General features: G+C 70.7%; 13 protein-coding genes. 4 read left to right on the top strand and 9 right to left on the bottom strand.

Annotated features, from left to right (window positions below; translation table 11 throughout):
• Positions 1–2 precede the first annotated feature (2 nt).
• The 8 genes from AC3EO4_RS18010 to AC3EO4_RS17975 all read right to left on the bottom strand — a co-directional run bounded on the left by AC3EO4_RS18010 (position 3) and on the right by AC3EO4_RS17975 (position 8,047).
• Complete coding sequence (locus AC3EO4_RS18010) at positions 3–266, bottom strand: hypothetical protein (protein WP_379576877.1); 264 nt, start codon at positions 264–266, stop codon at positions 3–5.
• Complete coding sequence (locus AC3EO4_RS18005; protein ID WP_431896649.1) at positions 263–1,585, bottom strand: toxin glutamine deamidase domain-containing protein; 1,323 nt, start codon at positions 1,583–1,585, stop codon at positions 263–265. The genes AC3EO4_RS18010 and AC3EO4_RS18005 overlap by 4 nt, the downstream gene beginning before the upstream one ends.
• Before the next feature lie 388 nt (positions 1,586–1,973).
• Complete coding sequence (locus AC3EO4_RS18000) at positions 1,974–3,872, bottom strand: molybdopterin-dependent oxidoreductase (RefSeq protein WP_431896648.1); 1,899 nt, start codon at positions 3,870–3,872, stop codon at positions 1,974–1,976.
• A gap of 252 nt (positions 3,873–4,124) precedes the next feature.
• Positions 4,125–4,712 carry an XTP/dITP diphosphatase gene (locus AC3EO4_RS17995; RefSeq protein WP_379576871.1) on the bottom strand — a complete coding sequence of 196 codons (588 nt, stop codon included), beginning with the start codon at positions 4,710–4,712 and terminating at the stop codon, positions 4,125–4,127.
• The gene (rph, locus tag AC3EO4_RS17990) at positions 4,709–5,428 is read right to left on the bottom strand and encodes a ribonuclease PH (protein WP_379576869.1); all 720 of its coding nucleotides are present in this window, start codon (positions 5,426–5,428) and stop codon (positions 4,709–4,711) included. Before rph ends, AC3EO4_RS17995 begins: the two co-directional genes overlap by 4 nt.
• 40 nt (positions 5,429–5,468) lie before the next feature.
• Positions 5,469–6,221 (bottom strand): MBL fold metallo-hydrolase, encoded by a 753-nt coding sequence (locus AC3EO4_RS17985; protein WP_379576867.1) that lies wholly within the window; start codon positions 6,219–6,221, stop codon positions 5,469–5,471.
• Positions 6,218–7,042: a glutamate racemase gene (gene murI / locus AC3EO4_RS17980; RefSeq protein WP_379576866.1), complete on the bottom strand. Its 825-nt coding sequence runs from the start codon at positions 7,040–7,042 to the stop codon at positions 6,218–6,220. Before murI ends, AC3EO4_RS17985 begins: the two co-directional genes overlap by 4 nt.
• Positions 7,043–7,255: 213 nt before the next feature.
• Positions 7,256–8,047, bottom strand: a complete 792-nt coding sequence (locus tag AC3EO4_RS17975; protein WP_431896646.1) for a thioesterase family protein — start codon at positions 8,045–8,047, stop codon at positions 7,256–7,258.
• Between the two features lie 100 nt (positions 8,048–8,147).
• On the opposite strand from AC3EO4_RS17975, the gene AC3EO4_RS17970 reads away from it, so the two are divergent.
• Positions 8,148–8,471 (top strand): hypothetical protein, encoded by a 324-nt coding sequence (locus tag AC3EO4_RS17970; RefSeq protein ID WP_379576862.1) that lies wholly within the window; start codon positions 8,148–8,150, stop codon positions 8,469–8,471.
• Between the two features lie 99 nt (positions 8,472–8,570).
• Positions 8,571–10,442: a DUF3352 domain-containing protein gene (locus AC3EO4_RS17965; protein WP_431896673.1), complete on the top strand. Its 1,872-nt coding sequence runs from the start codon at positions 8,571–8,573 to the stop codon at positions 10,440–10,442.
• A gap of 199 nt (positions 10,443–10,641) precedes the next feature.
• Here AC3EO4_RS17965 and AC3EO4_RS17960 read toward each other — a convergent pair whose 3' ends face one another.
• Positions 10,642–11,322 carry an SDR family oxidoreductase gene (locus AC3EO4_RS17960; RefSeq protein ID WP_379576860.1) on the bottom strand — a complete coding sequence of 227 codons (681 nt, stop codon included), beginning with the start codon at positions 11,320–11,322 and terminating at the stop codon, positions 10,642–10,644.
• Between the two features lie 76 nt (positions 11,323–11,398).
• On the opposite strand from AC3EO4_RS17960, the gene AC3EO4_RS17955 reads away from it, so the two are divergent.
• Both AC3EO4_RS17955 and AC3EO4_RS17950 read left to right on the top strand, forming a co-directional pair.
• Positions 11,399–12,151, top strand: a complete 753-nt coding sequence (locus tag AC3EO4_RS17955) for a TetR/AcrR family transcriptional regulator (protein WP_431896644.1) — start codon at positions 11,399–11,401, stop codon at positions 12,149–12,151.
• A gap of 175 nt (positions 12,152–12,326) precedes the next feature.
• On the top strand, positions 12,327–12,854 hold the full coding sequence (locus AC3EO4_RS17950) for a GNAT family N-acetyltransferase (RefSeq protein ID WP_379576856.1): 528 nt from the start codon (positions 12,327–12,329) through the stop codon (positions 12,852–12,854).
• The last annotated feature ends 14 nt before the right edge of the window (positions 12,855–12,868 follow it).

Genomic DNA, 12,868 nt, shown 5'->3' with positions numbered 1-12,868 from the left:
TGTCAGCGGGGGTGGCGGCCAGGCCACTGCTCGGCCACCGTGGCCGGGTCGAGCAGCGGCCGGATCACCAACTCGCCCGTCTGCCTGTCGATCACGATGCACCCGCCGCCGACCGTCTCAGGCAGCGTGGAGGGATCGTCGGGCTCGGATGGTTTCGCCCACACCACGTAGCCCTCGCCGAACGCGTAGAGACCCAGCTCCACGGGGTCGTGCCGGCCGCCGTTGAAGTACTCCTCCGCCACCGCGCGCGCCTGGTCCAGGTTCACCCCTGCTCACCCCGCCTGTCGACGATCGCGCAGAACACGCCGGTCACGCTCTCATAGGGCGGTTCGACGGCCATGTGCCCTCGCTGGGCGTCGATCCAGATCACCTCGCCGTCGGCGTTGACGGCGTTCCAGGCGTGGGAGCCCCCGGCGGGCCAGCGCACCACGATGACCGCGGACGCGCCGTGCCCCGCCTCCGCCAGCCGCCTGGCGATCACCGCGTAGGCCTGCCTGCCCTGCCCCACGCACTCCATCCGCTGACCCAGCCAGCGCTCGATCCGCGCGGTGCCGCCCGTCTCTCCCCTGAGCAGCGGGCGGCCCACCGGGTCGTACTCGGGCTGCCGCGGCGCCGCCACCACTGGCTCGCCGTGCCACGTGGACACCACCGCGAGCGCGCAGTCGGCCGCGTTGCTCGCTCTGAACGGATCCTCCGCGGCGCCCATGCCGTTGACCAGCCTGACCCAGGTACCGCGCGGGTCGGCGAACCTGATGCCGGGCGGCAGGGCCTGCAGCAGGTCGGACTCGGCCTGCGGGTCGGTGCGGGCCAGCCCACCCGGCACACCATACGGCCTGCAGTCGGCCAGGCGCGGCGGACGGTTCGGCAGGTCGAACCAGTCAGGATCGTGCACGCCGGTCGCCGACGCGGCGGGATCCCGCACGCCAGGCTCGATCTCTGTAGCGGCGAGATCCCGGACAGCGGGATCCCTCCCGGCGAACTCGACCCCGGCGAGAGCCTCCACAGCGGCCTCCGGCGTCGCGGGGCCCGGCGCGACGGAATCATGCAGAGCGGACTGGAGCGCGGAATCCGGCGCGGCACCACCCTGCACACCGGACCGGGACGCCGCAAGATCCGACGCGGCGGAACCCTGCACGGCGACCTCGGACCCGGCGAGTTCCACCACGGCGGGCTCGGACCCGGCGGGCTCGGGCGTCGCATGACCCGGCGCCCCGCGACCCGGCACGGTCGAACCCTGCACACCGGACTCAGGCATCACCTGACCCGGCACGGCGGAACCCTGCACACCGGACTCAGGCATCACCTGACCCGGCACGGTAGAACCCTGCACACCGGACTCAGGCATCACCTGACCCGGCACGGTAGAACCCTGCACACCGGACTCAGGCATCACCTGACCCGGCACGGTAGAACCCTGCACACCGGACTCAGGCGTCAGGGGATCCGGCGTGGCAGGCTCGAGCGCGGTGGGATCCTGCACGACGGGCTCGGGCGCCGACTCGGCGGCCTGCTCGTAGTCGCGCCACCGCACGCCTTCGGCGATCAGCGGGTTGTAGCGGCCCTCGGGAAGGCTCTCGCGAAACATCTCGCCGCCTCCTTCGTCATCGACGACCGATCGTAGGCGGCCTATCGCCCACAGTCACGAGGTTCGAAGATTTACCTGGGCCCCCCGATGCCGCTCCCGGCCCGCCGCCGACCGAGCGGGTGAACCTCTCAAGGCCGCGGCCTCTTCCCCACACCCGCAAGACCAGGCAGAACGTGGCGGAAGGCGGCGTCGATGCAGCCGCCGAGCCCCACCCTCCAGGACGAGCCGCCGCCCACCCACCGTCAGCCGACGCCCCACGCGGAGCCGTCACCCATCCACCGTCAGTAGACGCGCCATGACGAGCCGCCACCCATCCACCGTCAGCCGACACCCCAAGACGAGCCGCCACGCCCATCCACAATCCCAAGACGAGCCGCCGCCGTCCCGTTCAGTCGACGCGCACCGAGATGGTGTGCCAGCCGGTCGCCCCGTCGGGCGCGACGGACGTCTGCCGCTCGGTCTGGGTACGGCCGGCCGCGTCGGTCGCCCGTACCTCGATCGTGTGCCCGCCCGGCGTCGCGTCCCAGTCGAACGCCCACTGTCGCCAGGTGTCCGGGCCCGGCACCACCGCCAGTCTGGCCTGCTGCCACGCGCCTCCGTCGATCCGCACCTCCACCGCCTCCACCCCGGTGTGCTGCGCCCACGCCACTCCTGCGATCGTCGTACGGCCCCGCTTCAGTCGCGCCCCCGCCTTGGGCACGTCGATCCGCGACTGGGTCTTGATCGGCCCCTTGGCCGCCCACCCGCGCGGCGTCCAGTAGGCCTCGTCCGTGTCGAACCGCGTCACCTTGATGTCCACGACCCACTTGGTGGCCGACACGTAGCCATAAAGCCCGGGAACCACCTGCCGGGCGGGGAAACCGTGGTCGACGGGCAGCGCCTCGCCGTTCATCGCGATGGCGAACAGCGCGTCCCTGCCGTCCATCACGACGTCCACGGGCGTGCCGCAGGTGAACCCGTCGGCCGACGTGGACAACAGCATGTCCGCGTTCCTCTGGATACCGGCCTCGCGGAGGACGTCGGCCATCCGCGCCCCCAACCACCGCGCGTTCCCGACGTACGGCCCGCCGACCTCGTTCGACACGCAGGTGAGCGTGATGTCCGCCTCGGTGAGGGGCCGCTTGAGCAGGTCGTCGAAGGTGAGCTCGATCGGCCGGTCGACCATGCCGTGGATACGCAACGTCCAGTCGTTCGGGTTCACCTGCGGGACGATGATGGCGGTGTCGACCCGGTAGAAGTCCTTGTTCGGGGTGACGAACGGCGACAGCCCGCCGATGCGGAGATCGGCCCCGGCAGGCAGTGGTTTGGCCGGAGTGGCGGGTTTCGGCAGCGCCACCCCGACCCTGGCGGTGTCCCCCACCCTGCGTCCCGACAGCACCTGCCCGGCAACGGCGGCCGCCCCGGCGACGGCGATCCCGCCCGCCAAACCGATCATGAGCCGCCGCCTGTCGAAGGCGTAGAGCTCGGCCCCCGCCCGCATCACGGCAGGCCGCTCCCTCTCCAGGGGCCCAGCCCCCAGCTCCGCGACCCGCTCCCGAACCTCCGGACGCTCTCCATCACCCCGAGAGTCCCGCGCATCGCCCAAGGCCTCCCCCGAAGAACCCACCACGCCGACCCCGGAATCCCCGGCATCGCCCAAGGCCCCCCTGGAAGAACCCATCGGGCCACCCCGAGGATCCCCGGCATCGCCCAAGGCCTCCCCGGAAGAACCCATCGGGCCACCCCGAGGATCCCCGGCACCGCTTCTCGAAGGACCGACCCCGGCGGCGCTGTCCCCGATACCTGATCGCGCACCGGGGCCGCCTTCCCCGTCACTCAGGCGGAAGCGGGACGTGGCGGGGAGGGACTCCACCGCGCGTCTGAACAGGAGGGTGAGCGTCCACGACCCCGCCAGCGCTCCGACCACCGTCGACAACCCGTCGGCCACTCCCGAGTCCGGCCTGGTGAGCGCCGCCAGCAACCCCACCACCCCGAACACCGCGAACCCGGCCTGCCCGAAACCGACGCTCCGTCTCGACAGCACCCCCAGCAGGGCCGCGACCAGCGTGAGCACGACCACCACACCGGTCACGAGGACCGCCTTGTCGTTCTCCCCGAACGTCGCGATCGCCCATTCCTTGGCGGACGCGGGGGCCAGGTCCACCGCCGCGTCGCCCACCGCGACGACCGGGAACGAGGTCGGCCCCACCACCGCTGCGACCACATACGCGACGCCGAGCGCCACCGCTCCCGCGACCAGTCCGATGACGGCCCCCGCCCAAGCGGGTACGACCCTGTAGCTCTCCACGGGAAAACGCTACGCCTGCCGCGCGACGCGAGATCTTACGCACCGGTTACGAACCGGGGCCGACGTCACGGCGGGTGCGCGGCGCGGCTGGAGTGGCGTGATGGACGGACGGCCGGCGGTGACGACGGTGGCCTTGACCCGGCTTGCCGTACAGGCTGGGACCGGCGCGGCGCACAGACCGGCGCGGCGCACAGACCGGCACAGCGCGCGGACCGGCACAGCGCGCGGGCCGGGGCGGGGAGGTCGCGCGGTTCAGGCGAGCGTGGCGGTGACGATCGGGGCCAGGGCGCGGAAGGCGCGTCCGCGGTGGCTGATCGAGTCCTTCTCCTCGGCGGTCATCTCCGCCGTGGTCCTCGTGTCCCCGTCCGGCACGAAGATCGGGTCGTAGCCGAACCCGTTCGTTCCCCGGCGTTCCCGCAGCAGCCGTCCCTGCAGTTCCCCTTCGACCACCCGCTCCTCGCCTGACGGCAGCGCCAGCGCGGCCGCGCACACGAACCTGCTCGTGCGCCGGTCGTCGGGTACGTCGGACACCTGCGCGAGCAGCAGGTCGAGGTTGGCGTCGTCGTCGCCGTGCTTGCCGGACCAGCGCGCGGAGAACACGCCCGGCATCCCGTTGAGCGCGTCGACGCACAGCCCGGAGTCGTCGGCCACCGCGGGCAGGCCGGACCCCTGGGCGACCGCGTGCGCCTTGAGCAGGGCGTTCTCGGCGAACGTGAGCCCTGTCTCGGCCACCTCGCCGATCTCGGGGAACTCCTCGAGGCCCACGACCTCGAATCCGCCGAGGATCCGGCGCAGCTCGACGATCTTGCCCGCGTTGCGGGTCGCCAGCACGATTCTCATCGGCCCAGTGCCTCCTGCTGGTGAAGCGTCAGCTCCTCGCAGCCCGCGACCGCGAGGTCGAGCAGCTCGTCGAGGGCGCGGCGGTCGAAGGGCGCGCCTTCCGCGGTGCCCTGCACCTCGACGAACGCTCCTGATCCTGTCATCACGACGTTCATGTCGGTCTCGGCGGCGACGTCTTCGACGTAGCAGAGGTCGAGCATGGGCGTGGACTTCACGACGCCCACCGACACCGCCGCCACGGAGTCGACCAGCGGGTCGCCAGGGCACATCTTCCGCGCGCGCATCCACGCGACCGCGTCGGCCAGCGCGACGTACGCGCCGGTGATCGCGGCGGTGCGGGTGCCGCCGTCGGCCTGCAGGACGTCGCAGTCGAGCACGATGGAGTTCTCGCCGAGCGCCTTGTAGTCCACGCAGGCGCGCAGCGAGCGGCCGATCAGCCTGGAGATCTCGTGCGTCCGACCGCCGATCTTGCCCTTCACCGACTCGCGGTCGTTGCGGGTGTTGGTCGCCCTCGGAAGCATCGCGTACTCGGCCGTCACCCAGCCCTGCCCGCTGCCCCTGCGCCAGCGTGGCACGCTGTCCTGGACGGAGGCGGCGCAGAGCACGCGCGTGCCGCCGAACTCCACCAGCACCGATCCCTCTGCATGGCTGATCCACCCTCTGGTGATCTTCACCGGGCGAAGCTGGTCGGGAGCGCGTCCATCCTGTCGAGACATGCAGATCACCCTATCCCCGCTCAAGAACGGCCCTGACCGTTCAGGTCAGGTCGTACACGGCGCCGCTTCGGGCCAGCTCGATCGGCCCGCCGAAGGCGCCGCGCGAGGCCTCGTCGAGGACTCGCGCATTGTCGTTCCACGGGACCAGGTGGGTCAGCACCAGCCTGCCTGCCTTCGCCTTGGCGGCGTGCTCGGCCGCCTGGCGTCCCGTCATGTGGAGGTCGGGGGTGAGGTCGGGGCCCTCCATGAACGACGCCTCGCACAGCAGGAGGTCGGCGCCGTCGGCGAGCTTCACCAGTTCGGCGCTCTCGCCGGTGTCGCCCGAGTAGGCCAGCGTCCTGCCCGCGTGCGAGACGCGGAAGCCGTACGCCTCGACGGGGTGGTTGACCAGGCCCGCCGTCACCTCGAACGGGCCGACGGCGAACCGCCCTGGCGACAGCGGCACGAACGAGAAGGCGGTCTCGAGCCCCGGCTCCTCCGGCATGCCGTAGGCGGCGGCCAGCCTGCGGGGCGCGTCACGCGGCGCGTAGACCGGGATCCTCGGGTACGGCGCGGCGGGCCCGTAGGTGCGGACCACGTGGTAGCCGCAGATGTCCAGGCAGTGGTCGGCGTGCAGGTGCGACAGGCAGATGGCGTCGACGTCGTAGAGACCGATGTGGCGCTGGAGCGGGCCGAGGGAGCCGTTGCCGAAGTCGAGCAGCATGCGGAAGCCTTCGGCCTCGACCAAGTAGCAGGACGCGGGGCTGTCGGGTCCGGGAAAGCTCCCCGAGCATCCGACGATCGTCACCTTCATGCGGACCTCCCGTTCGAGGTGGTGGTACCCCCAACTGCGGCCGGCTCGACCGCTTCGATCTCGGGCCCGAGGAAACGCCTGCCCAGTTCGGCGAAGAGAGTGGAGTCGCCGGTCACGCTGAAGCGGTGCTGGGGGGAGGTGGCACCGTTGGCGAGACCGCGGTCGTGCAGGATCCGGTAGACGTCCTTGGCCGTCTCCTCCGCGCTGGAGACCAGTGTCACCCCGTCGCCCGCGACGTAGGAGATGGCACCGGTCAGCAGCGGGTAATGGGTGCAGCCGAGGATGAGGGTGTCGCACCCGGCTTCCTGGATGGGGGCCAGATAGTCGCGGACGACCTCGATGAGCTCGTCGCTCATCGTCTCGCCGCGTTCCACGTACTCCACCAGGCGCGGGGCGGCCACGCCGGTGAGAGTGACGTCGGGGGCGGCGGCGAAGGCGTCCTGGTAGGCCATCGACCCGATCGTGGCGCGCGTCGCGATCACGCCGACCTTGCCGTTGCGGGTGGCTCTGACGGCGCGCCTGGTCGCCGGCTGGATGACCTCGATCACCGGGACGTCGTACCGCTCGCGCGCGTCCCGCAGCACGGCGGCGCTGGCGCTGTTGCAGGCGATGACGAGCATCTTGACGTCGTTCTCGACGAGGTGGTCCATCACCTCCAGCGCGTATTCGCGGACCTCGGCGATCTTTTTCGGCCCGTACGGCTGGCGGGCCGTGTCGGCCACGTAGGTGATGGACTCATGGGGAAGCTGGTCGATGATCGCCCTGGCGACGGTCAGGCCGCCCACCCCGCTGTCGAAGATTCCAATGCTCGCGTCCGGCACGCTTCAGAGGGTAGGCGACCTGCGGGATCACCACAGCGTAAGAATCCTCACACGAGAGCCATGCCTCTCCTGTTTTCCTCCGCGCCCCGCCGCCCCTCGACGACCCCGGGCCCGCATCCGCCCCGGCGTTCCCCGAGAGGACCGAGGGAGACCGCGAGCCAGGGCTCGGCCGCCGTTTCCCGAAGGGGGCAGAGGGAGACCGCGAGCCGGGGCTCAGCCGCGTCCGACTCTGGCGAGCTGGCGGGACTGGGCCACCAGCCGCCCCGCGGAGTCCCACACCTCCACCTCTTCGTCGAACCACCCGTCCGCGACGAGCCGCCCGCTTCCGAGCAGCGTGAGCCATCCCGGTGTCGGCAGCGCCCGCAGGTGCCAGGTGAGGTCGACGGTCGGCGCCCAGCCCCGATGTCCCGCCGAGAACACCACCGGCGGCAGCGCGTCCACGGCCAGCGCGATCACGTAAGGGTCGGGGTCCTGCGGCTCGGCCATCCTGAAGTACGCGCGAGCCTCGGGGCGTCCCGTCGGCCTGCCGTGCAGCCATCCGATCGTGGGCGGGTCGAAGCGCATCTCCATCTGCGCGTTCAACGTCATGCCCGACTCCGGCTTGGGGTCGGGCAGCTTGACGCAATCCTCCATCGCAGGCATCCCAGTAGCTGATTTATCCGTATATATGGGCTGGACGTCGTTCAGGGTGGCCGTCGTGATCAGCGACTCCAGTTGCGGAGCGTCGTCCTGGACCAGCCTCGCCCTCGCGAAGGCCGCCGTCCTGCCCGCCTTCATCTGCTCCACCACCACCCTGGCGGGCCCGGGGCGCGGAGCGCGGAGGAACTGCGTGGTGGTGCTCACCGGATGGTCGTGTGGCGAGGCGTCCACGGCCGCCCGCAGGAGGACCGCCATCAGGTAGCCGCCGTTGAGGGGGCCGCCGATCGAATAGCCCGGATCGAGGCACACGTCGTAGACGCCCTCTTCCACCCTGATCGCCTGCGTCGCCTCGTCGAACTTCGTCATGCCCACTCCCGAACTAAGTTCTAGTGGCTCCATACTCTACGACATCCCCACTCCAGCGCGCCTACCTGCGGAAACGTCCACCCGATGGGACTGTTGGATCATGGGGTTGACAGCACTGATGGGCCAGTCCGTCTGGGATGCCCAGGGCATATGGGTCGGCCACGTGGTCGACATCCGCGTGGTCAAGAACAAGAGCGAGTCCATGCAGAGCCATACCGTCATGGGTCTCCTGGTCTCGGCCAGGCGGGCACCCGTCATGCTCGGACTGACCCGCGACAGGGAGGGCAGGCTCGGCTGGCTGTCGGAGATCCTGGCCCGCGTCGTCTACGCGGGATGCACGTTCGTGCCCTGGGACGTGGTCGCCTCCAGCGACACGGGCGAGGTGCACCTCAGCGCGCACCGCAAGCAGCTCAGTCGGGTGTAGATCACCGCAAATTGGTCGGTTTCAGTGCTTTGCAACCAGCTCTCTAGTCACATGCACTAACTTCACTGTGGTCAATAAGTCCACATTGTGAGTTGAGTGATGTCTGCGAATACGCCCCCCGGCGGCCAGGACCCTGAGCGGACCACGGCCTACCGATGGAACGAGGGTCAGCCGACGCCGCAGGGCGGCCAGCCGTACCCGCAGCAGCCCTACCCTCCCCAGCAGCAGCCGCAGTACCAGCAGCCCTATCAGCAGCAGCCGCAGTACGGCCAGCAGGGCCAGGCCCAGCAGGGCTACGGGCGGTCGAACCCCGGCCAGCAGGACTACGCCCAGCAAGGTTACGGCCAGCAGGACTACGCCCAGCAGGGCTATGGCCAGCAGCAGCCCGGCTACGGACAGCAGCAGCCGCACCAGCAGCAGAACCAGCAGTATTCCTACGGTGACCAGACCGTGCAGCAGCCTGCGGGATGGCAGCAGCAGGGCCCTGACGGGTGGGGTCCCCCCCAGCAGCAGCCTGCCAAGAAGAGCGGCAGGGGCTGGCTGATCGCGGGCATCGCGGCGCTGCTGGTCGTCCTCGTCGGAGGCGGCGGCGTCTGGGCCGCCGGTTCCTTCCTTGGCGGAGGCGGCACGCAGCCGCACGAGGTGCTCCCCGGCGGCGCCATGGCGTACGTGCGCCTCGACCTCGACCCCGCCGCCAACCAGAAGATCGCGCTGTTCAACCTGGCCAGGAAGTTCACGGTCACCAAGGACAGGATCACCGGCGACGACCCGCGGAAGGCTCTGTTCGACGCGATCAAGGCCGACAGCGAGGACCTGAAGAAGATCGACTTCGCCAAGGACGTCGACCCGTGGCTCGGCAGCAGGATCGGCGTCGCCGCCCTTCCCGCGCCCAAGGGCCAGGAGCCTGGCTTCGCCGTGGCCGTCCAGGTCAAGGACGAGGCGGCGGCCAAGGCCGGCATCGCCAAGCTGATGGGTGACGACAAGTACGGCATCGCCTTCCGCGAGGACTACGCGATCCTGTCCTCCGACCAGGCCGCGGCCGACAAGTACGCCGCCGGGCCCACGCTCGCGGAGAACGCCGACTTCAGCTCCGACTTCGACGCGCTCGGCGAGCCCGGCGTGCTGTCGACGTGGATGAGCGTCGGCAAGATGGCCGAGATGGCCGGGGAGATGAACGAGCAGGAGAAGCAGCTGCTGGAGAAGGCGAAGAACGCCCGGTTCGCCGCAGCCCTGCGCTTCGACTCCGCCTACGCCGAGTTCGCGGGCGTCGTCCGCGGCGCCGAGGCCATGGCGGTGGGCGACCCGCAGGCCGCCGACCTCTCCACACTGCCCGTCTCCACGGTGGGCGCGCTGTCGATCTCCGGCCTGGACGAGGCGATCACCAAGCAGTGGGCCGAGCTGCAGAAGACCATGGCCTCCTCCCAGGAGGGCGCCGGCTTCCAGCAGTTCGTGGACATGGCCCAGCAGAAGTACGGCCTGGCCCTGCCCGCCGACCTGTCGACGCTGCTCGGCAAGAATCTGACCCTCGCGGTCGACGGCGAGGGCCTGGCCAACCTCGGTCAGAGCGGCCAGATGCCCAAGGCTGGCGTGAAGATCGTCACCGACCCCGCCAAGGCGCAGGAGGTCATCGGGAAGATCGAGAAGGCCTTCACCGACCAGGGCCAGCCCGCCCCGCAGCTCGCCAAGGTGCCCGGCGACGGCACGATGACCATCGCGACCACGCCCGAGTACGCCAAGCTGCTGTCGGAGGACGGCTCGCTGGGCGACAGCGAGAGCTTCAAGACCGCGATCCCCGACGCGGGCAGCGCGACCTTCGCCCTGTTCGTGGACGTGGACAAGATCGAGCCGCTGTACCTGAACAACCTCACCGGCGACGACCAGGCCAACGCCAAGGTCCTCAGCGCGGTGGGCCTCAGCGGCAAGCAGAGCGGCGGCGAGGCCAGCTTCTCGCTCCGCGTCCTGTTCAACTGAGCGACTGACCGAAGGGCCGCGCTCCCGGTGTTCCCGGGGCGCGGCCCTGCTCGTTTTCACCCCTGAACAGCCGGCCCACCCCGACCCTGCTCGTTTCACCCCTGAACGGCAGGCCCACCCCTGAACGGCAGGCCCACCCCCGAACGGCAGGCACCGGCGCGAGAGACGGCGCGTGAGACTGGTTCATGGGGCGTGCGGCTCACCAGGGGAGCGGCCGGCCGTCCCTGAAGAAGCCGCCCGTGGGACCGCCGTCGGGCAGGGTGGCCGCCCAGACGATGCCGGCCGCGCCCTCCTCGACGGGCCGCCCGCCCGGGCCGCCCATGTCGGTGGCGACCCACCCCGGGCAGATCGCGTTCACCAGAATCCCTTCGGAGCGCAGCTCACCGGCCAGCATCCTGGTGAGCGCGTTGAGCGCGACCTTCGTGGTGTTGTAGGCCGGGGTGCCGCCTCCCATGCTCGCCAGCGACGCCGCCTCGCTGGAGACGTTGACGACCCTGGGGTGCCTGCTCTTGCGCAACAGCGGCAGCAGCGCCTGGGTGAGCCGCCACGGCCCGTACAGGTTGGTCTCGGCCGCTTCCCTGACGATGTCCAGGTCCGCGTCGATGGCGCGCTGCCAGGTGTCGTAGGTGATGGCGGCATTGTTGATCAGGACGTCCAGCTGCCCGAACCGCTCGGCGATCTCGGCGGCCGCCCGCTCGGCGTCGGCCTGCGAGGTGACGTCGAGCTGTAGCGCGTGGACGCCGGGCCCCAGCCGGTCCGCGGCGGCCGTGGCCGCCTCCATGGAGCGGGCGGTGAGCAGGACCGTGTGTCCGAGCCCGGCGAGCTGCCTGCCGATCTCGAGCCCGATCCCGCGGTTCCCGCCGGTGACCAGTGCGATCACGACGTCACCTCCCCCGTAGCTGACGTTTATGTTATAAACCGAGTATATGACATAAACATCACGGAACGGAGGAGCGATGCGCGCTGCGGGCCGTACCGGCTCGACCGACCTGGACGCCGTCGCCGACCTGCTGTGGCGCGCGGGCGACGAGCGGGCGGACGACGGCCGCGTCAGGCTCAGCGCCCGGCTGATCGTGGAGGCGGCCGTCACGATCGCCGACGCCGAGGGCCTGGACGCGCTGTCGATGCAACGGGTGGCGTCCGTGCTGGGCTACACCTCGATGGCGCTCTACCGGCACGTCCCCGGCAAGGACCAGCTCGTCGCGGCCATGACCGACGTGGCCACGGGCCGCCCGCCCGCGCCCGCGTCCCCGCCGCCGTCCTGGCGCGCCGAGATCGAGTCGTGGGTCGACGCGGTGTGGGAGGTCTATCTGCGTCACCCCTGGCTCGTGCGGGTGCCGACGAACAGCGCGCCCGTCGGCCCCAACGAACTGGCGTGGCTCGAGGCGTTGCTGGGCCCGCTGTCCCGCGCCGGGCTGGATCGCGCCGAACTGATCCCCATGGCCACGTTCATCAGCGGCGCCGTTCGCGGCCTGGCGAGAGCGGCCACCGAGCTCGACCCCGCGGCCGCGGCCGCCTACGGCCAGGTTCTGGCCCGGCACGTCGATCCCGGACGCTTCCCCGTGCTCTCGTCGCTCATGGCCGAGGACGGCCTCGTCGAGGACGACGGCGGCGACCTCACCCCGAGCGTCCACCACGGCATGAACCGCCTGCTTGACGGCATCGAGGCTCTGCGTGACCGCCGTTCCACCCAGAGGAAGGGCACGTGACATGGACGAGTTCCGCGTCAGAGGCTGACGGGCGCCGGCGGCATCGCGGCACACTCGACCCGATCGCCCCGCCGGTCGACCCGTTCGCCCCGCCGGTCGACGAGCCCGCCTCGCCTGACCCCCGAAAGCGGAAAACCCATTGCACCCCGGCCGGAAAGCTCGATAAGTGTGTCCCATGCTGACCGGAGAGCGCGTCCGCCTGCGAGCCCTGGAGCCGGCCGACAGCGAGGCCATGTGGCGCTGGTACCACGACCCTGAGGTCGGCCGATGGATGGACGGCTCGCCCCCCATCTCGCTCGCGCAGAACATGGAGAAGGGCGAGAACAGGCCGCGCAACACCTTCGAGGAGATGCTGCTCGGCATCGAGACGCTCGCCGAGCAGAAGCTGATCGGCTACGTCGCCCTCGGCGAGACGGACTTCGTCCACGGCGAGGCCATCCTGCAGAGCATCGCGATCGGCGACCGCGACCACTGGGGCGGCGGTTACGCCACCGACGCCCTGAGGGTGATCTGCAGGTACGCCTTCGAGGAGATCGGCCTGCACCGCGTGATGCTCTGGGTGGTCGCCGACAACACCGCCGCCGTGCGGGTCTACGAGAAGGTCGGCTTCGTCGAGGAAGGCAGGCGCAGGGAGGCGTTCCGGAGCAGGGGCAAACGGCACGACTTCCTCATGATGGGCCTGCTGGAGTCCGAGCTGCGGTGAGCGCCTGGCCCTGG

The sequence above is a fragment of the Nonomuraea sp. bgisy101 genome (assembly GCF_057708945.1).
This window is presented reverse-complemented; position numbering and strand designations above follow the sequence as displayed.